This window comes from Hydrogenophaga sp. PML113 (assembly GCF_001777155.1).
In the GTDB taxonomy this organism is placed as follows: Bacteria; Pseudomonadota; Gammaproteobacteria; order Burkholderiales; family Burkholderiaceae_C; genus Hydrogenophaga; species Hydrogenophaga borbori.
The window spans coordinates 14979-33151 of record NZ_MIYM01000006.1; the positions used below are offsets into that span (position 1 = coordinate 14979).

General features: G+C 69.8%; 17 protein-coding genes. 5 read left to right on the forward strand and 12 right to left on the reverse strand.

What is annotated here, in order from left to right; all coding sequences use genetic code 11:
* Positions 1-125: 125 nt before the first annotated feature.
* The 4 genes from BHU06_RS12745 (at position 126) to BHU06_RS12755 (ending at position 2122) form a co-directional block, all read left to right on the forward strand.
* Positions 126-722 (forward strand): NADPH-dependent FMN reductase, encoded by a 597-nt coding sequence (locus tag BHU06_RS12745; protein ID WP_070399579.1) that lies wholly within the window; start codon positions 126-128, stop codon positions 720-722.
* 11 nt (positions 723-733) lie between these two features.
* On the forward strand, positions 734-988 hold the full coding sequence (locus tag BHU06_RS23005) for a zinc/iron-chelating domain-containing protein (protein ID WP_083293211.1): 255 nt from the start codon (positions 734-736) through the stop codon (positions 986-988).
* Positions 989-1062: 74 nt separating this feature from the next.
* Positions 1063-1254, forward strand: coding sequence for a DUF2892 domain-containing protein (locus BHU06_RS12750; RefSeq protein ID WP_070399580.1), 192 nt, complete (start codon positions 1063-1065; stop codon positions 1252-1254).
* A gap of 97 nt (positions 1255-1351) precedes the next feature.
* Positions 1352-2122: a class II aldolase/adducin family protein gene (locus BHU06_RS12755; protein ID WP_070399581.1), complete on the forward strand. Its 771-nt coding sequence runs from the start codon at positions 1352-1354 to the stop codon at positions 2120-2122.
* 16 nt (positions 2123-2138) lie between these two features.
* Here the strand turns inward: BHU06_RS12755 and BHU06_RS12760 are convergent, their stop codons facing one another.
* The 11 genes from BHU06_RS12760 to BHU06_RS12810 all read right to left on the reverse strand — a co-directional run bounded on the left by BHU06_RS12760 (position 2139) and on the right by BHU06_RS12810 (position 15153).
* The gene (locus tag BHU06_RS12760; RefSeq protein WP_070399582.1) at positions 2139-2885 is read right to left on the reverse strand and encodes a hypothetical protein; all 747 of its coding nucleotides are present in this window, start codon (positions 2883-2885) and stop codon (positions 2139-2141) included.
* A 37-nt stretch (positions 2886-2922) separates the two neighbouring features.
* The gene (locus BHU06_RS12765) at positions 2923-4299 is read right to left on the reverse strand and encodes a type III glutamate--ammonia ligase (RefSeq protein ID WP_070399583.1); all 1377 of its coding nucleotides are present in this window, start codon (positions 4297-4299) and stop codon (positions 2923-2925) included.
* Positions 4296-5603 (reverse strand): 4-aminobutyrate--2-oxoglutarate transaminase, encoded by a 1308-nt coding sequence (gene gabT / locus BHU06_RS12770; protein ID WP_139147065.1) that lies wholly within the window; start codon positions 5601-5603, stop codon positions 4296-4298. Before gabT ends, BHU06_RS12765 begins: the two co-directional genes overlap by 4 nt.
* 10 nt (positions 5604-5613) lie before the next feature.
* A complete protein-coding gene (locus BHU06_RS12775; RefSeq protein WP_070399584.1) occupies positions 5614-7104 on the reverse strand; it encodes an aldehyde dehydrogenase in 1491 nt (496 codons plus the stop codon).
* A 104-nt stretch (positions 7105-7208) separates the two neighbouring features.
* Entirely contained in the window at positions 7209-8045 is an 837-nt protein-coding gene (locus tag BHU06_RS12780) for an ABC transporter permease (protein ID WP_070399585.1), read from the reverse strand.
* Positions 8046-8057: 12 nt separating this feature from the next.
* On the reverse strand, positions 8058-8963 hold the full coding sequence (locus BHU06_RS12785; protein WP_070399586.1) for an ABC transporter permease: 906 nt from the start codon (positions 8961-8963) through the stop codon (positions 8058-8060).
* Positions 8964-8977: 14 nt separating this feature from the next.
* On the reverse strand, positions 8978-10075 hold the full coding sequence (potA, locus tag BHU06_RS12790; protein WP_070399587.1) for an ABC transporter ATP-binding protein: 1098 nt from the start codon (positions 10073-10075) through the stop codon (positions 8978-8980).
* A gap of 80 nt (positions 10076-10155) precedes the next feature.
* Positions 10156-11331 carry an extracellular solute-binding protein gene (locus BHU06_RS12795; RefSeq protein ID WP_070399588.1) on the reverse strand — a complete coding sequence of 392 codons (1176 nt, stop codon included), beginning with the start codon at positions 11329-11331 and terminating at the stop codon, positions 10156-10158.
* A gap of 148 nt (positions 11332-11479) precedes the next feature.
* On the reverse strand, positions 11480-12919 hold the full coding sequence (locus BHU06_RS12800; RefSeq protein ID WP_070399589.1) for an aspartate aminotransferase family protein: 1440 nt from the start codon (positions 12917-12919) through the stop codon (positions 11480-11482).
* A gap of 15 nt (positions 12920-12934) precedes the next feature.
* Positions 12935-14296: a glutamine synthetase family protein gene (locus tag BHU06_RS12805; RefSeq protein ID WP_070399590.1), complete on the reverse strand. Its 1362-nt coding sequence runs from the start codon at positions 14294-14296 to the stop codon at positions 12935-12937.
* A 56-nt stretch (positions 14297-14352) separates the two neighbouring features.
* Positions 14353-15153, reverse strand: a complete 801-nt coding sequence (locus BHU06_RS12810) for a gamma-glutamyl-gamma-aminobutyrate hydrolase family protein (RefSeq protein ID WP_070399591.1) — start codon at positions 15151-15153, stop codon at positions 14353-14355.
* A gap of 113 nt (positions 15154-15266) precedes the next feature.
* Here BHU06_RS12810 and BHU06_RS12815 point away from each other — a divergent pair, with 113 nt between their 5' ends.
* On the forward strand, positions 15267-16754 hold the full coding sequence (locus BHU06_RS12815; protein ID WP_070399592.1) for a PLP-dependent aminotransferase family protein: 1488 nt from the start codon (positions 15267-15269) through the stop codon (positions 16752-16754).
* Between the two features lie 58 nt (positions 16755-16812).
* Here BHU06_RS12815 and BHU06_RS12820 read toward each other — a convergent pair whose 3' ends face one another.
* The gene (locus BHU06_RS12820) at positions 16813-18123 is read right to left on the reverse strand and encodes an FAD-binding oxidoreductase (RefSeq protein WP_070399593.1); all 1311 of its coding nucleotides are present in this window, start codon (positions 18121-18123) and stop codon (positions 16813-16815) included.
* Between the last annotated feature and the right edge of the window lie 50 nt (positions 18124-18173).

Here is an 18173-nt window from a genome sequence, read left to right on the forward strand (position 1 = left end):
CTTGAACTCCAAAGCCCGCGGCGACGGGGCGGTCGGCGCGGGCAAGCCCGCGATTGTCCCATCAAGGGGCAAGCCCCGGGCAGGCGCAGGAATCCGGCGCGGCGGCGGTGCCAGAATCCGCCCCCATGACCCCGCCCACCCCCCTCCTCGTCTTCGCGGGCAGCACCCGCGCGCAGTCCCACAACCGACGGCTCGCCCAGGTCGCCGCCGACCTCGGCCGCGCCGCCGGCGCCCAGGTCACGCTGCTGGAGCTGGCCGACCACGAACTGCCGCTCTACAACGCCGACCTCGAAGCGCGTGGCACCCCCGAGGCCGCCCGCCGCCTGAAAGCGATCTTCCATGCCCACCCCGCCTGGGTCATCTGCTCGCCCGAGTACAACGGCAGCTACACCGGTCTGCTCAAAAACACCATCGACTGGGTGTCCAGCCCCATCAAGGGCGACCCCGAATGGTCCAGCGGCACCAAGCCCTTCGCGGGCAAGGTGGTGGGCCTGCTCAGCGCTTCGCCCGGCGCCCTGGGCGGGCTGCGCAGCCTGTCGCACCTGTCGCCCCTGCTGCTGAACCTGCAGTGCTGGCTGACGCCCAAGCAGTACGCGCTGAGCAAGGCCGGCGAAGCCTTCGACGACCAGGGCCAGCTGATCAGCGGCCTCGCCCAGGCCGCCGTGCAGGGCGTGGTGGAACAGGCCATCCAGGCCGCGCGCAAGCTCAACGCACCGGACTGAGCCCGCCGGCCATGGACTGCCGCCCCGGTTGCGCCGCCTGCTGCACCGCGCCTTCGATCAGCAGCGCGATGCCGGGCCTGCCCCAGGGCAAGCCGGCCGGCCTGCCCTGCCCGCACCTGGACGCGGCCCTGCGCTGTCGCCTGTTCGGCCGGCCGGAGCGGCCCCCGGTCTGCACCTCCTTGAAGCCTAGCCGGGAAATGTGCGGTAGCGAGCGCTCACATGCAATGCGATGGCTCGGACACCTCGAGCGCGCGACGACACCCTGATCTGGATCAAAGCGGCTGCCTTCGTGGCGGCGTCCAATCGGCTTGAACATCATCGTTCACTGATGGAGACCTCCATGACCCCCAACGTCGGCGGCATCGACCGTTCCGTTCGCATCCTCGTCGGTCTTGTCCTCATCGCCCTGGCCGCCACCGGCACGGTGGGCTGGTGGGGCTGGCTCGGCGTGGTGCCCCTGCTCACCGGCGTGGTGGGCTGGTGCCCGCCCTACGCCCTGTTCGGCATCAGCACCTGCAAGACGCGCGGCTGAATCCGCCGCCCTGTCGCTGCACGGACAGCCCAAGCCGCGCCAGCGCGCCTAGAGTGCGTGTCGGGCCGCCCGTCCCGAGGCGGCCCGGAGACACGCCATGCACATCCCCTCCCTGAAAGAAGTCGTCAGCGCCGAAGAGTGGGCGCTGCGCTGCGACCTTGCCGCCTGCTACCGCCTGGTGGCGGCCTACGGCTGGAGCGACCTGGTCTTCACCCACATCAGCGCCAAGCTGCCCGACAGCCTCACCGGCGGTGAGCACCAGTTCCTCATCAACCCCTACGGGCTGATGTTCGACGAGATCACCGCCAGCAGCCTGGTGAAGGTGGACATGGCCTGCAACAAGCTGCACGACTCGCCCTTCCCCGTGAACCCGGCGGGCTTCGTCATCCACAGCGCCGTGCACAGCGCGCGGCCCGAGGCGCAGTGCGTGCTGCACACGCACACCCGCGCGGGCGTGGCGGTGAGCGCGCAGAAGCACGGCATCCTGCCCATCAGCCAGCAGAGCACCTTCGTGCTGAGCTCGCTTGCGTACCACGGCTACGAAGGCGTGGCCCTGCGCCCCGACGAGATACCGCGCCTGCAGGCCGACCTGGGGCAAGCCAACTACCTGGTGCTGCGCAACCACGGCCTGCTCACCGTGGGCCGCTCCATCGCCGACGCCTTTCTCTCCATGTACACCTTCGAGAACGCCTGCCGCATCCAGGTCGACGCGCTGGCCGGCGGCAGCGAGCTGACCCCGGTGGACCCGCGCATCCTCGCCGGCATGGCCGAGGTGATGCGCGTGGCCACGGCCGGCCAGGGCGCGCAGATCGCCTGGCCCGCGCTGCTGCGAAAACTGGAGCGCCTGGACCCGTCGTACAGAACCTGAGCGCGGTGCGGCGGCTTCAGCGCTCGGCCACGAAGGCGGCCATGCCTTCCAGAACCGTGCGCAGGCGCATCAGCTCGCGCGAGGTGTCGAGCCGCCGCGACCACGAGGCCAGCCGCGAGATCCGCTGCAGGCGCGGCAGCAGGCGGGCAATGAAGCGGCGCAGCGCCTCGCCCTGCGCCGCGTCCACCGCCGCGTAGGCCTGCAGCACCGCGTGCACCGCGCCGGGCCCCAGGGGCTCGATCAGCCGCGCCAGCGACAGCACCAGCTGCAGCACGTCGTAGCGCTGCACCATGTCCAGCGCCAGGCCGGGCACCAGCGGCTCCTCGAAGTCCAGCCGCGCGAAGCGCTCGCCGTTCCAGGTGATGTTGCGCGCCTGCGCGCCGCCATGCCACTGGCCGCGCGCGTGAAAACCCGCCAGGTCGGCAGCGGCTGCGCACATCAGCGGCAGGCGCTCTTCGGGCGCTCGCTGGAACAGCAGGTAGTCCAGGGTGGTGCCCACGTCGCTGGTGACCAGGGTGCGGCCATCGAAGCCGATCACGCGCGGCACGCACTCGCCCACGGCGGCCAGGGCCAGCAGGCGCTCGTGTTCATGGGCCAGCAGCGCGCGCGGATCGGTCTGGCGCGCGGCCGCCCAGGGAATGGGCACGCCCACAAAATGCGCGAACAGCCACACGCCCGCCGACTTGCGCCAGCTGCGCAGCGGACGGTCGGTGGTCTTGGTCCAGGTCTTGGTGCCGTCGACGGCGGTGCTTGGGGAACTCACGCGCGCGATTATCCCGATCGCGCCGGGCCCCGCCGGCTCAGCCTTCGGCGTAGCGTTCCAGCTCCCAGTCGCTCACCTGCGCGTGGTACTCGGCCCACTCCGCGCGCTTGAGGGACAGGAACTGGGCCACCAGCGGCTCGCCAAGCGCGGCGCGCAGTTCGGCGTCGCCCTCCAGCGCCAGCAACGCGTCGTGCAGGTCGCGCGGCAGGCGCGCGGGCATCGGCTCGCCACGCGCGTGGCGCTCGTACAGGTCGTCGCGGCAGGGCCGGGGCGCCACCAGGCCCTGGTCGATGCCGTCGAGCCCGGCCGCCAGCGTGGCCGCGAGCGCCAGGTACACGTTGCAGCTCGGGTCCGGCAGCCGCCACTCCAGCCGCCCCGCCACCGCGCGCAGCAGGCAGCTGCGGTTGTTGTCGCCGATGGCCTTCCACACCGGCGACCAGGTGGTGCCCGAGGCGCTGCGGCTCGCCGCCAGCCGCTTGTAGCTGTTGACCGTGGGCGCGCACAGCGCGGCCAGAGCGTCGGCGTGGCGCAGCAGGCCAGCCGCGAAGCGCCAGCCGGTTTCGCTCAGGCCCAGCGCGCCCGCGCCGTCGGCCATCAGCGGCCGGCCGGCGCCGGAGGACATCCCGTCGTCCGTCAGGCTCAGGTGGAAGTGCAGACCGCTGCCCGGCGCGCCCGCCAGCGGCTTGGGCATGGTGGAGAACACGCAGCCGTGGCGCTCGGCCACGGCCTGGGCCGTGAGCTTGAAGAGCTGGTAGCGATCGGCCGCGGCCAGCGCCTCGTCGTGCCGGTAATTGATCTCGTACTGGCCGATCGCGTCTTCGTGGTCCATCTGCTCCAGCCCAAAGCCCAGGGCCGTGAGCGCCTGGCGCATGTCCTCCAGGAAGCCCCGCTGGCGGCCGATGGCGCGCAGGTCGTACGAGGGCTTGGCCAGCGTGTCGCGCGCATCGGCCACGCCCCAGCGGCCATCGGCGCCGCGCTTGAGCAGAAAGAACTCGGGCTCGATGCCCACCCACAGCGTCCAGCCGCGCTCGCGCAGGCGCGCCACCTGGCGCTGGAGCGCGCCGCGCGGGTCGGTGTCCAGCGGTTCACCGCCCGCGAAGCCCTCGCACACGGCGTGCGCCACGCCGGGCATGAAGGGCAAGGGCCGCAGCGTCTCGGGCAGCACGCGGCCGACGTACTCGCTGCGCGGGCCCATGCGCGGCAGCCCGGTGCCCACGATGCTGGGGCCGGCGAAGCCCGCGCCCACGGCCACCGCGCCGGCCAGGCCCTCCAGCGGCACGAGCTTGCCCTTGGGCGTGCCCGCCAGGTCGGTGAAGGTGGCGAGCACCGAGTGCACGCCCATCGCGCGCAGCTCGGCCGCGCGCGACTCCAGCGCGTCGAGCGCCTGGCCCAGGCGCCCGGCGCTGTCGTTCAAGCAACCACCTCGGCCAGCGCGGCGTCGAAGACCGCGAGGCCCTCGTTGAACACCGCGTCCTCGATGGTGAGCGGGAACAGGAAACGGATCACGTTGGCGTTGACCCCGCAGCTGAGCAGCAGCAGACCGCGCCGCAGCGCCGCCATCTGCACCCGCTTCGTCGTGTCGGCGTCGGGCGCGCCGGTCTTGGGGTCCACGAACTCGCAGGCCACCATGGCGCCCAGGCCGCGCACGTCGCCGATGCATTGGAGCGCCGCGCGCTTGGCGATCAGGGTGGCGATGAGCTGGTCGCCCAGGCGCTGCGCGCGCGCGCAAAGCCCCTCTTCTTCCATCACGTCCAGCACCGCGTGCGCGGCCGCGATGGCCAGCGGGTGGCCAGCGTAGGTGCCGCCCAGGCCGCCGGGCGCGGGGCCGTCCATCACGGCCGCGCGGCCGCACACGGCCGACAGCGTGGTGCCGCCGGCCATGCTCTTGGCCAGGGTCATCAGGTCGGGTCGCACGCCGAAGTGCTCCATGGCGAACATCCTGCCGGTGCGCGCGAAGCCGGTCTGCACCTCGTCGGCGATCAGCAGGATGCCGTGCGCGTCGCACAGCTCGCGCAGCCACTGCACCGCGGCGGGCAGGATGGGGTTGAAGCCCCCCTCGCCCTGCACCGGCTCGAACACGATGGCCGCCACGCGGCTGGGCTCGATGTCGGCCTTGAAGAGCTGGACCATGGCCTTCTTCGCGTCCTCGAAACTGTCGGCCGACACCGGAAAGGGCACGTGGTAGACCTCGGGCGGGAACGGCCCGAAGCCGGCCTTGTAGGGCTGCACCTTGCCCGTGAGCGAGACCGCGAACAGGCTGCGGCCATGGAAGGCGCCGCCGAAGGCGACGATGCCGCTGCGCCCGGTGGCGGCGCGCGCGATCTTCATCGCGTTCTCGATCGCCTCGGCGCCGGTGGAGAAAAAGGCCGTCTTCACCGGTCCGTCGATGGGCACGATGGCGTTGATGCGCTCCGCCAGCGACACGTACTCGGCATAGGGCACCACCTGGTAGCAGCTGTGCGTGAAGCGCTGCAGCTGCGCCGCGATCGCGGCCTGCACCTTGGGGTGCACGTGGCCGGTGTTGAGCACCGCGATGCCACCCGCGAAGTCGATGAAGCGGCGGCCCTCGATGTCCCAGAGCTCGGCGTTCTTCGCGCGGTCGATGAAGAAATCGCCGAACACGCCCACGCCGCGCGGCGTGGCCGCGAGCCGGCGCTGGTGCCAGGCGGCGTTGGTGTGCGGGGCGTTCAGCGTCTCGGGCTTTTGCGGGGCGTTCATGGCGCTCTCCTCAAATGGGGCTGTCGATCCGTATCCAGGTCGTCTTGATCTCGGTGTACTTGTCGAAGGCGTGCAGCGACTTGTCGCGGCCCACGCCGCTCTGCTTGAAGCCTCCGAAGGGCACGGTGATGTCGTCCTCGTCGTACTGGTTCACGTGCACCGTGCCCGCGCGCAGCGCGCGCGCCACGCCGTGCGCCTTGTTGATGTCGCGCGTCCACACCGCCGCCTGCAGACCGTAGATGTTGCTGTTGGCCTGCTTCACCACGTCGGCGGCGTCGGTGAAGGACAGCACCGACAGCACCGGGCCAAAGATCTCCTCGCGCGCGATGGTCATGTCGTTCTTCACGCCGTCGAAGATGGTGGGCAGCACGTAGCAGCCGCCCTTCACGGGCTCGGCCGCCTCGCCGCCCGCGAGCAGCTGGGCGCCCTCCTTCTTGCCCGAGTCGATGTAGCGCAGCACGGTGTCCATCTGCGTCTTGTCGACGATGGCGCCCATCACCGTGGCCTTCTCCAGCGGGTTGCCCGGCTGGTACTGCGGCACCAGCTTCAGCGCCTTCTCCAGGAAGGCCTCCTTGATCGAGGCCTCGACGAACAGGCGCGAGGGCGCGTTGCAGCTCTCGCCCTGGTTGAAGAAGATGCTGCCCACCGCGGCCTCCACGGCCTTGTCGATGTCGGGGCAGTCGGCGAACACGATGTTGGGCGACTTGCCGCCCAGCTCGGTCCAGGCGCGCTTGAGGTTGCTCTGGCCCGCCATCACGTGGATCTGCTTGCCCACGCGCGTGCTGCCGGTGAAGGCGATGCAGTCCACGTCCATGTGCAGGGCCAGCGGGCTGCCGGCCTCGGGGCCGAAGCCCGGCACCACGTTGAACACGCCGGGCGGAATGCCCGCGGCCAGCGCCAGCTCGGCCAGGCGCAGCGCCGTCAGCGGGCTCTTCTCGCTGGGCTTGAGCACCACCGAGTTGCCCGCGGCCAGGGCCGGCGCGATCTTCCAGGCCGCCATGATCATGGGGTAGTTCCAGGGCACGATCACGCCCACCACGCCCAGGGGCTCGCGCGTGATCAGGGCCAGGGCGGTGTCGGGCGTGGGCGCGATCTCGTCGTACACCTTGTCCACCGCCTCGCCATACCAGCGGATGCAGTTGGCCGCGCTGTTCACGTCCACGCTGCGCGCGTAGCGCACGGGCTTGCCCATGTCGAGTGTTTCCGTGAGCGCGAGCTCGTCGGCGTGCTGCAGGATCTGGTCCGCGAAGGCCAGCATGGTGCGCTTGCGCCTGGCCGGTGGCAGGCCGGCCCAGCGGCGGTCCTCGAAGGCGGCGCGCGCGGCCGCCACGGCGGCGTCGATGTCGGCGGCCTGGCCGCGCGCCACGGGCGCCAGCAGCCGCCCGTCCACGGGCGAGAAGCAGTCGAAGGTCTGGCCGTCGCGCGCGGCGGTGCGCGCGCCGTTGATGAAGGCGCGGCCGTCGAGGGACAGGGAGGGGGCTTGGAGGGCGGTGGTGGTCATGGCAAGGGGGTCGCGGAGGCCGGAGGGATCGGCCCCATGCTACGCCCCTTGCCCACCCGCGTGAACAGCCACTTTCGGCGGTGGCCGCCCGTCCACTGCGGGCCTCAGCCGCGCACCGCCGCCGCCATCTCCCGCTCGCGCCGGCGCGTGGCCCGCGCCACCCACACCGCGTAGCTCACCACCACGGCGGTGACCGTGACGATGAGGATCGTGGCCGCCGCGTAGATGGTCGGGTTGATGCCCCGGCGCGCGTAGCCGAAGATCACCTGCGGCAGCGTGCTCACGCCCGGCCCGCTCAGGAATTCGGTGATCACCACGTCGTCGAAGGACAGCGTGAAGGCCAGCAGGAAGGCGGCCAGGATGGCTTGGAAGATGTTGGGCAGCGTGACCAGGAAGAACACCTGGTGCGGGCGCGCGCCCAGGTCCCTGGCGGCCTCCTCGATGGAGCGGTCCATCTCCAGCAGCCGGCTCTGGATCACCACCATGCCATAGGCCATGCCCAGCAGCGTGTGGCCCAGGATGATGGTGAGCATGCCGCGCTGCGGCCAGCCCAGCAGGTTCTGCGCGCCCACGAACAGCAGCAGCAGCGAGAGGCCGATGATCACCTCGGGCATGACCAGCGGCGCGTTCACCATGCCGCTGAACACCGTGCGGCCCGCAAAGCGGCGGTAGCGCACCAGCACGAAGGCCGCGAAGGTGGCCAGCACGGCCGACAGCACACCGGTAACGGCGGCGATCTGGAGTGAGAGGAAGAAGCCGTCGACGATCTTGCTGTCGTTGAGCAGGGCCTCGTACCAGCGCAGCGAGAAGCCGGTGAAGCGCGCGTCGGTGCGCGTGCTGTTGAACGAGAACAGCACCATGAAGCCCAGCGGCAGGTAGAGGAAGCCGAAGACCACCAGCAGCCAGAGCTTGCCGAAATGTTTTTCGAGGAAGGGTTTCATGCGGGTGCCTCCTCAGCGCTGCTCGGCCTGCTCGCCAGCGTACTTGTAGTAGAAGGCCAGCGGGACCACGATGATCGCGATCATCACCACGGCGAGCGCGGTGGCCTTGGGCCAGTCGTTGGCGGTGAACATCTCGTCCCACACCACGCGGCCGATCATGTAGTTCTCGGGACCGCCCAGCAGCGAGGGGATCACGAACTCGCCCACGCAGGGAATGAACACCAGCATGAAGCCCGCGATGATGCCGGCCTTGGACAGCGGCACCGTGATCAGCCAGAAAGCCTTGAAGGGCGTGGTGCCCAGGTCGTACGCGGCCTCGAGCAGGCGGAAGTCCATCTTCACCAGGTTGGCGTACAGCGGCAGGACCATGAAGGGCAGATAGACGTAGGTCATGCCCACCAGCATGGACACGTTGGTGTACAGCATGGGGATGGGCTCGCTGCTGATGCCGACGAACATCATGAAGCGGTTGATCACGCCCTGATCGGCCAGCAGGCCTTTCCAGGCGTAGACGCGCAGCAGGAAGGAGGTCCAGAACGGCAGCATCACCAGCAGCAGCAGCGCCGGACGCACGCTGGCCGGCGAGCGCGCGATGAAGTACGCGAAGGGGTAGCCGATGGCCAGGCAGAACACCGCCGTGAGCAGCGCGTACCAGATCGAGCGCAGGTAGGAGTCGATGTAGAGCGTGCGGAACAGCGGCGCGCCCTCTTCCGCGCGGAAGATGGCCAGGTAGTTCTCGTACTTCAGGCGCAGCACGCCGGTGTCGGGGTCCCACAGCGGCTTGAAGGGGCTGATGTCGCCGCCCATGTCCACGAAGCTGATGTACAGCAGGATCAGGAAGGGCAGGAAGAAGAACAGCAGCAGCCAGCCATAGGGCACGCCGATGACGAAGCGCTTGCCGGGCATGGGAAGGTTCATGGTCGCTCTCCCGCTCAGTCGCGCAGCACCACGCCGGCGGTGTCGCTCCACCAGAAATACACCTCATCCTCCCAGGTGATGTCCGAGAGGTCGTGGCGCGAGGTGTTGGCCTCGGTGATCTTCACGCGCTGGCCGTTGCTGGCCACGACGATGAAGGTGTTGTGCGCGCCGAAGTAGGCGATCTCCTTGACCTTGCCCTTGAACACGTTGGGGCCGGCATCGGCCGGCGGCGGCGCCTTGCTGATCTCGATCTTCTCGGGCCGCACGGCCAGCGCCACCGGCATGCCCAGCGTGCCCGGCATGCCGTGGCCCACATGGATCTCGCCGATGCCGCTGCTCACCGCGCAGCGGTCGGGTTCGTCGACGCTGAGCTTGCCCTCGAAGAGGTTCACGTTGCCGATGAAGTCGGCCACGAAGCGGTTCACCGGGTGCTCGTAGATCTCGGACGGCGTGCCCACCTGCAGCACGCGGCCCTTGCTCATGATGGCGATGCGGCTGGCCATGGTCATGGCCTCTTCCTGGTCGTGCGTGACCATCACGCAGGTCACGCCCACCTTCTCGATGATGTTGACCAGCTCGAACTGCGTCTGCTCGCGCAGCTTCTTGTCCAGCGCGCCCAGGGGCTCATCCAGCAGCAGCAGCTTGGGCCGCTTGGCCAGGCTGCGCGCCAGGGCCACGCGCTGCTGCTGGCCGCCCGAGAGCTGGTGCGGCTTGCGCTTGGCGTAGGGCGTGAGCTGCACCAGGGCCAGCATCTCGTCGGTGCGCTGCTGGATCTCGGCCTTGGACAGGCCTTCGCGGCGCAGACCGAAGGCCACGTTCTCCCACACCGACAGGTGCGGGAACAGCGCGTAGCTCTGGAACATCATGTTCACCGGCCGCTCGTAGGCCGGCACCGTGGCCAGGTCCTGGCCGCCGAGCAGGATGCGCCCGGCGGTGGGCGTCTCGAAGCCCGCGAGCATGCGCAGCAGGGTGGACTTGCCGCAGCCCGAGCTGCCCAGCAGGGCGAAGATCTCGCCCTTGCGGATGGACAGCGAAACTTCGTCGACGGCCAGCGCATCGTCGAAGCGCTTGACCACTTTTTCGGTCACCAGGAAGCCGGCGGGGTCTGTCATGAAAGTGCCTCCAGAAAGAAAAAGGGCTGTTCGTCCTGGTGGATGAACAGCCCCGGTGCGTGCCGAGCGGCGCCGGCGGTTTACTTGCCGCGCTTGAACGCGTTGTAGGTGTCGTTGAGCACGCTCGAGATCTCGTTCGAGAAGCCGCCGGTGGGGATCAGGCGCGCGGTGTCCTCGGGACCCAGGAAGATGGTCTTGTTGCCCTTGACCTCATCCTTGATGTCGGCCAGCGCGGCCTTGTTGCCGGTCGGGTAGTTCATCTCGTTGGCCATGGCGGCGGCGTTGGCGGCGCGCAGGTAGAAGTCGATGAACACGTAGGCGTTGTTCACGTGCTTGGCATCCTTCGGAATGGCCATGGTGTCGATGAACACCAGGCCGCCGCCGGTGGGCAGCAGGGGCACGATCTCGTCCTTGCCACCGGTTTCCTTCACGCGGCCGGCGGCGATGTTGATGTCGCCCGACCAGCCGATGAAGGCGCAGGCCTTGCCGCTGGCGATGTCGTCGATCATGGTGCTGGAGAACAGGCGCACGCTGCCGCGGACCTTCTTGAGCATGTCCAGCGCGGCCTTGAAGTCCTCGGGGTTCTCGCTGTACGCGGGCTTGCCCACGTAGTGCAGCGCCACCGGCAGGATCTCGCTGGGCGAGTCCAGGTAGGCGATGCCGCAGGACTTCAGCTTGTTGGCGTACTCGGGCTTGAAGACCAGGTCCCAGGCGTTCTCGGGCATGGCCATGCCGCCCAGGGCCTTCTCGACCTTCTGCTTGTTGATGCCCACGGTGGTGAAGCCCCAGGCCCAGGGCACCAGGTACTTGTTGTCGGGGTCGACGCCAGCGATCTTCTTCATGAAGTCCGGGTCGAGGTTGCCGTAGTTCGTGAGCCGACTCTTGTCGATGGGCTGGTACAGGCCACCATCGATCTGCTTCTTGGCGAAGCCGGCGGTGGGGATCACGATGTCGTAGCCCGAGTTGCCCGCGACGAGCTTGGCGTGCAGGGCCTCGTTGTTCTCGAAGGTGTCGTAGTTGACCTTGACGCCGTACTCCTTCTCGAAGTCGGCGAGCATGTTCTCGGTGATGTAGTCGGGCCAGTTGTAGACGTTGAGAACCTTCTCCTCGTCGAGCACCGGGCCGGCGGGCGCGGGGGCCGGCGCCGGGGCGGTGGCCACGGGGGCCGGAGCGGGAGCAGGAGCGGGCTCCTCCTTCTTGCCGCAGGCGGCGACCATCACGGCCGCCATCGCGAGAACCAGAACGTGCTTCTTCATGGTGATGCTCACTCCAAGGGAGGTGGGTTGGGACCAAAACCGCCGACGCAGGGCGGCTGATGACCTGCTCGGGGCATGCAAGTTCCAGACCCGGGAAGCCCGTTCCGTGACCGCCATGCCCCAAAAAAGGGACCGGCGGCCATTCTAGTCATGCATGCAGCCCTTTTTGGCGCAGTTCCGTCAAGGTGTCGTCCAGGCAGCGCTGGATCAGGGCCACCATTTCGTCGATCTGCTCGCGCGTCATCACCAGCGGCGGCGCGATGATCATGCGGTCGCCCACCGCGCGCATGATCAGCCCGTTCCTGAAGCAGTGGGCGCGGCACATCATGCCGACGGCCAGGTCCGGGTCGTACATCGCCTTGGAGGCCTTGTCCTTCACCAGCACCAGACCGGCCACGAAGCCGCAGGTCTCGGCCAGGCCCACCAGCGGGTGCTCGGCGATCTCGGCGAAGCGCTTGGCCAGGTAGGGCGCCAGGTCCTCGCGCACCTTGCGCGGCAGGTCTTCGCGCTCCATCAGCTCCAGGTTGGCCAGGCCCACGGCGCAGGCCACGGGGTGGCCGCTGTAGGTGTAGCCGTGGTTGAACTCGCCGCCCTTGTCGATCAGCACCTGCGCCACCCGGTCGCCCACCATCACGCCGCCCAGGGGGATGTAGCCGCTGGTGACACCCTTGGCGAAGGTCACCAGGTCGGGGCGGTAGCCGAACTTCTCGTAGGCGAACCAGTGGCCCAGGCGGCCAAAGGCGCAGATCACCTCGTCGCTGATGAGCAGGATGCCGTACTGGTCGACGATGCGCTGGATCTCGGGCCAGTAGGTCGAGGGCGGGATGATCACGCCGCCGGCGCCCTGCACCGGCTCGGCGATGAAGGCGGCCACCTTGTCCGGGCCGACGGCCAGGATCTTTTCCTCCAGCCAGCGCGCCGCGCGCAGGCCGAACTCGGCCTCGCTCTCGCCGGGCCGGCCGTTCTCGAAGAAGTAGGGCTGCTCGATGTGCACCACGCCGGGGATCGGCAGGTCGCCCTGCGCGTGCATGCCGCTCATGCCGCCGAGCGAGGCCCCGGCCATGGTGGAGCCGTGGTACGCGTTGTGGCGGCCGATGAGGGTCTTGCGCTGCGGCTGGCCCATCAGGTCCCAGTAGCGGCGCACCAGGCGCACGTTGGTGTCGTTGCTTTCGCTGCCGCTGGAGCTGAAGAAGACGTGCTCGAAGCGGCGCCCGCGCACTTCGGGCGCCAGCGCGGCCAGCTTGGCCGCCAGCTGCACCGCCGGCACGTTGGTGGTCTGGAAGAAGCTGTTGTAGTACGGCAGCGTCATGAGCTGCTGGTAGGCCGCGTCGGCCAGCTCCTTGCGCCCGTAGCCCGCGTTCACGCACCACAGGCCGCTCATGGCGTCCAGGATCTTCTGGCCCTCGGAGTCCCAGATGTAGATGCCCTGGGCCTGCGTGATCACGCGCGCGCCGCGCGTGGCCAGGTCGGCGTGGTCGGTGAAGGGGTGGATGTAGTGCGCGCTGTCCAGCGCCTGGATGGCTTTCGTGTCGTGCCGCTCGGCGCGGCGCACCAGCGCGGGCGGGGCGATCAGGGGGTTCGGGTTCATCGCGGGAATTCCAGGTCAGACATGCAAAAGGAGGTGCTCGCGCTCCCAGGGCGAAATGACTTTCATGAACTCGTCGAACTCGAGCTCCTTGATCTCGGTGTAGATGGTCACGAACTCATGGCCCAGCACCTCGTGCAGGTCGGGCTCGCGGCGCAGCCAGTCCAGCGCCTCGCCCAGGCTGCGCGGCAGCGCGTAGGGCGAGAGGTAGGCGTCGCCCTTCATCTCGGGCTTGGGCTTGATCTTGTTCTTCATGCCCAGGTAGCCGCAGGCCAGGGTCATGGCCATGGCCACGTAGGGGTTGGCGTCGGCGCCTATCACGCGGTTTTCCACGCGGCGCGCCTCGGGTGAGGCGATCGGCGAGCGGATGCCCACGGTGCGGTTGTCGTGGCCCCATTCGATGTTGATCGGCGCGGCCGTGTGGCGGGACAGGCGCCGGTAGCTGTTCACATAGGGCGCCACCAGCGCCATCGCGGCCGGGATGTAGCGCTGCAGGCCGCCGATGTAATGGAAGAACTCGTCGGAGGCCGTGCCGTCGGCATTGCTGAAGATGTTCTGGCCACTGTCCTTGTTGAGCACGCTCTGGTGCATGTGCATGGCGCTGCCCGGCTCGCCCGCGATGGGCTTGGCCATGAAGGTGGCGTACATGTCGTGGCGCAGCGCGGCCTCGCGCACGGTGCGCTTGAAGAAGAAGACCTCGTCGGCCAGGCCCAGCGGGTGGTCGTGGAAGAAGTTGATCTCCATCTGCCCGGCGCCGATTTCGTGGATCAGCGTGTCCACGTTCAGGCCCATGAGGTTGCAGTACTCGTAGATCTCCTCGAACAGCGGGTCGAACTCGTTCACCGCGTCGATGGAGTAGGCCTGGCGCGAGGTCTCGGCGCGCCCGCTGCGGCCAATGGGCGGGCGCAGCAGGGTGTTGGGGTCGGTGTTGCGCGCGGTCAGGTAGAACTCGAGTTCGGGCGCGATCACCGGGTCCCAGCCCTCGGCCTCGTACAGGCCGCAGATGCGGCGCAGCACGCTGCGCGGCGCGTAGGGCACCAGCTTGCCCTTGTGGTCGAAGCAGTCGTGGATGACCTGCGCCGTGGGGTCGGTGGCCCAGGGCACGATGCGCACGGTGGTGGGATCGGGCCGCAGCTGCATGTCGCGGTCGGTGGGCTCCACCACGTCGTAGTAGGGGCCGCTGGCGGGCTGCTCGCCCGTCACGCTCATGGCCACGATGGCGTGCGGCAGTCGCATGCCGCGGTCCTCGGTGAATTTTTCGCGCGGCAGGATCTTGCCGCGCGCCACGCCGGTCAGGTCGGGCACCAGGCATTCGACTTCGGTGACGCGGTGCTCGTTGAGCCAGCTTTCCAGCTCGTTGAAGTTCTTGGGGGCGCTCATGGCCGGGCTCCTTGGCTTGGGTATTGGTTCGGGTTCGCGGAGGGCGGAGAGCGAACCTAACCCGGCTGGCTGCGCGCCAGGTCGTTGGCCTGCAGGCGCAGGCTGCGGCGCTGGCGACAGGCGCGGCCGAAGGCCTCGAAGATCGCGGCGTAGAAAGGGGTGTCCCAGCAGCGCCACTCGGGGTGCCACTGCATGGCGTAGGCGAAGGTGCGCGCGCCCTTGACCCAGAAGGCCTCGACCAGGCCGTCCGGCGCCCAGGCCAGCGGCGTGAGCCCATCGGCCAGGCGCGCGATGCCCTGCCCGTGCAGGGAATTGACCTGCGCCTCGGTGCCACCCGCCCACTCGGCCATCACGCTGCCCTCGGCGATGCGGATGGCGTGGCGCGGCGCGTACTGCTCGTCGGGCGGCGCGGTCTTGGGCTCGCGGTGGTCGTTCATGCCAGGCACCAGGTGCACGCGCTGGTGCAGCGCGCCGCCCAGGGCCACGTTGATTTCCTGGAAGCCGCGGCAGATGCCCATCAGCGGCACGCCCAGGTGCACGCAGGCCTTCACCAGCGCCAGGGTCAGCAGGTCGCGGTCGGCGTCCAGCGGCAGGCTGGGGTCGGCCACCTCTTCCTGGAAATGCGAAGGGTGCACGTTGGAGGGCGAGCCGGTGAGCATCACCCCATCGACCATGCCGAGCAGCTCGTCGATCTGCTCGACCTCGGCCAGGGGGAACATCACGGGCTGGGCCTGGGCGCCGACCTTCACGGCCCGCGCGTACTTGTCGCCCAGCAGCAGAAAGGGCATCTGGTGCCCGTGGTCGCCCAGCAGTCGATGGTCGGCTGGCAGCCAGACCATGCATGGCGGCTTGTTCATGGGTTCTCCACGCAATCGGCGTCCATTGTGGTGGGCAAATTGGATCACAATGAGAGCCAGTTGTGCCCATCCTGGGGTGCCACTTACCCTGCCCCGGTACTGCTCACCCGCCCATGCTGTCCGAATACCTGCTGGCCGAAATGAACCGCCTGGGCGCCCAAGACGCTCTGCCCCTGCACCGCCAGCTCTACGAGGCCCTGCGCCGCGCCATGCTGGACGGCAAGCTCGGCGCCGGCGAGCGCCTGCCCTCCAGCCGCGACCTGGCGCAGGACCTGGGCCTGTCGCGCAACACCGTGGTGGCCGCCATCAACCAGCTCAGCGTGGAGGGCTACCTGGCCAGCCGCGTGGGCAGCGGCACCTACGTGAACGACCACGTGCCGCGCGGCGGCCTGGCGCGTGGCCCGCGCGCGCCAGGCCAGGCGCCGCACCTGCAGCCGGCGCGCCTGTCCACGCGCGGGCAGTCGCTGGCGCACGAGTTCAGCGCCGGCGCGCTGGAGGTGCAGCCCTTCACGCCCGGCATCGCCGACTTCTCGGCCTTTCCGCTCACGCTGTGGCAGCGGCTGCAGAACAAGCACTGGCGCATGACCTACCCGGACATGCTGGACTACAACACCTCGGGCGGCTACGCGCCGCTGCGCCGCGCCATCGCCGACTACCTGCGCGTGTTCCGCAGCGTGCAACTGGACGCCGACCAGGTCATCGTCACCAGTGGCACGCAGCAGTCGCTGGAGCTGTGCGCCCGCCTGCTGGCCGACCACGGCGACACCGTGTGGGTGGAGGACCCCGCCTACTGGGGGGCCATGAAGGCCTTCATCGCCACCGGCCTGTCCGTGCACCCGGTGGCCACCGACGAGCAGGGCATCAACCCCGGCCCGGCCGACGATCCGAAGCCGCCGCGCCTGATCTACGCCACGCCCTCGCACCAGTACCCGCTGGGCGCGGTCATGTCGCTGGCGCGGCGCCACCAGCTGCTGGCCACCGCGCGCGCGCACGGCGCCTGGGTCATCGAGGACGACTACGACAGCGAGTACCGCTTCAGCGGCCCGCCGCTGTCCAGCCTGGAAGGCCTGGACCCGGACGGGCGCGTGCTCTACATGGGCACCTTCTCCAAGGTGCTCTACCCGGGCCTGAAGCTGGGCTACCTGGTGGTGCCCAAGGGCCTGGTCGAGGCCTTCCGCCAGGCCCACTACGACCTCAACCGCCCCGGCCAGATGCCCACGCAGGCGGCGCTGGCCGAGTTCATCGAGATGGGCCATTTCGCCAGCTCGCTGCGCCGCGCGCGCCAGACCTACGCCGAGCGCCGCCAGTGCCTGCTGGAGGCGCTCAAGCCCGTGCTGGGCGAGGGCCCCGAGGCCCCGCGCATCAGCGGCGCGGAGCAGGGCCTGCACCTGTGCCTGCGCCTGCCGCTCGCGGTGGACGACCAGGCCATCGCGCGCCGCCTCGCGCAACAGGGCCTGACGGTGCGCCCGCTGTCGGCCTACTGCCTGCGGCGGCAGGATTTGCGCGGGCTGGTGATCGGCTACGGCTACGCGCCGCTGGAGGAGATCCGGCGCTGCGGGCCGGTGGTGGCGGCGGCGGTGAAGCAGGCGGTGGCGGGCTGAACGACGCCACGCGCCTGACACATCCGACATCGAATACCCGGTCGGCAGGAACGCCCGCTCACACCACGTCGCGCAAGCGGTGCCACCACATGCCCAGCGCCAGGCTGGGCGTGCGCAGCAGCGCGCCGCCGGGGAAGCGGTGGTGCTTCAGGCGCGCGTAGAGGTCGAAGCGGCCGGCCTGGCCCAGCACGGCCTCGGCCACGAGCTGGCCCGCCAGGCCCGTGAGCGCCACGCCGTGGCCGCTGAAGCCCTGCAGGTAGTACAGGTTGTGGCCCAGGCGGCCGAAGTCGGGCGCGCGGTTCATGCTGATGTCGACGAAGCCGCCCCACAGGTGTTCCACCGGCACGGAGCCCAGCTCGGGGAACACGGTCGCCATGCGCGCGCGCATGGTGTTTTCCAGGTGGCGCGGCGTCATGGTGGTGTAGCTCACGCGGCCGCCGAAGAGCATGCGGCGGTCGGCGCTGAAGCGGAAGTAGTCCAGCACGAAGTTGTTGTCGCAGACCGCCGCGTCACCGGGAATCAGGCGCTCGGCCAGTTCCGCGTCCACCGGCGCCGTGCCCAGGATGTAGGTGCCCACGGGCATGATGCGCGCCGCGATCTCGGGCGCCACCTCGGGCCCGTGCTCGGGCAGCATGCAGTTGCCCGCCAGCACGCCGAAGCGCGCCGAGACCTGGCCGCGCGCCGTGCGCGCCACCAGGGTGTCGCCGCGCTGCAGCGCGGTGACGGCCGAGCGCTCAAAGATCCGCACGCCCGCGGCCTCGGCGGCGCGCGCCAGGCCCAGGGCGTACTTCAGCGGGTGCAGGTGGCCGCTGCGCTGTTCGCGCGCCGCCGCCGCGTAGTGGTCGGTGCCGATCAGGCGGCGCGCGTCGGCGCCCTCGGCCCAGTCCACCGCGATGCCGCGCGCGGCCAGGCCGTCCATCTCGGCGCGCAGCTCGCGCGCCTTGCGCGCGGTCTCGGCCACGTAGACATAGCCGAAGCGGCGGTCGCACGCGATGCCGTGCTCGGCGATGCGCTGGTCGATCAGGTCCACGGCCTCCACCGACATCGCCCAGGCGCGCTCGGCGTCCTCGCGGCCCAGCTGCTGCTCGAACGGGCCCTGCCCGCTCGCGTAACCCACGATGGCCTGGCCGCCATTGCGCCCGCTGGCGCCGCTGCCGATGCGATCAGCCTCCAGCACCGCCACCGACAGGCCGCGCCGCGCCATCTCCAGCGCCGCCGATAGGCCCGAGAAGCCCGCGCCCACCACCACCGCGTCCACCTTGAGGTGTTCCTGCAGCGGCGCGCGCGCCGGCCCGCGCTGCACGCTGGCTTCGTAGTAGCTGCGCTGGTTGAGTTGCGTGTCCGAGCCGATGAGCGAAGCGCCCCACATATCAGCCGCCCCCCTGCTGCGCGGCGCGCGTTCCCCCCGCAGAAGGGACG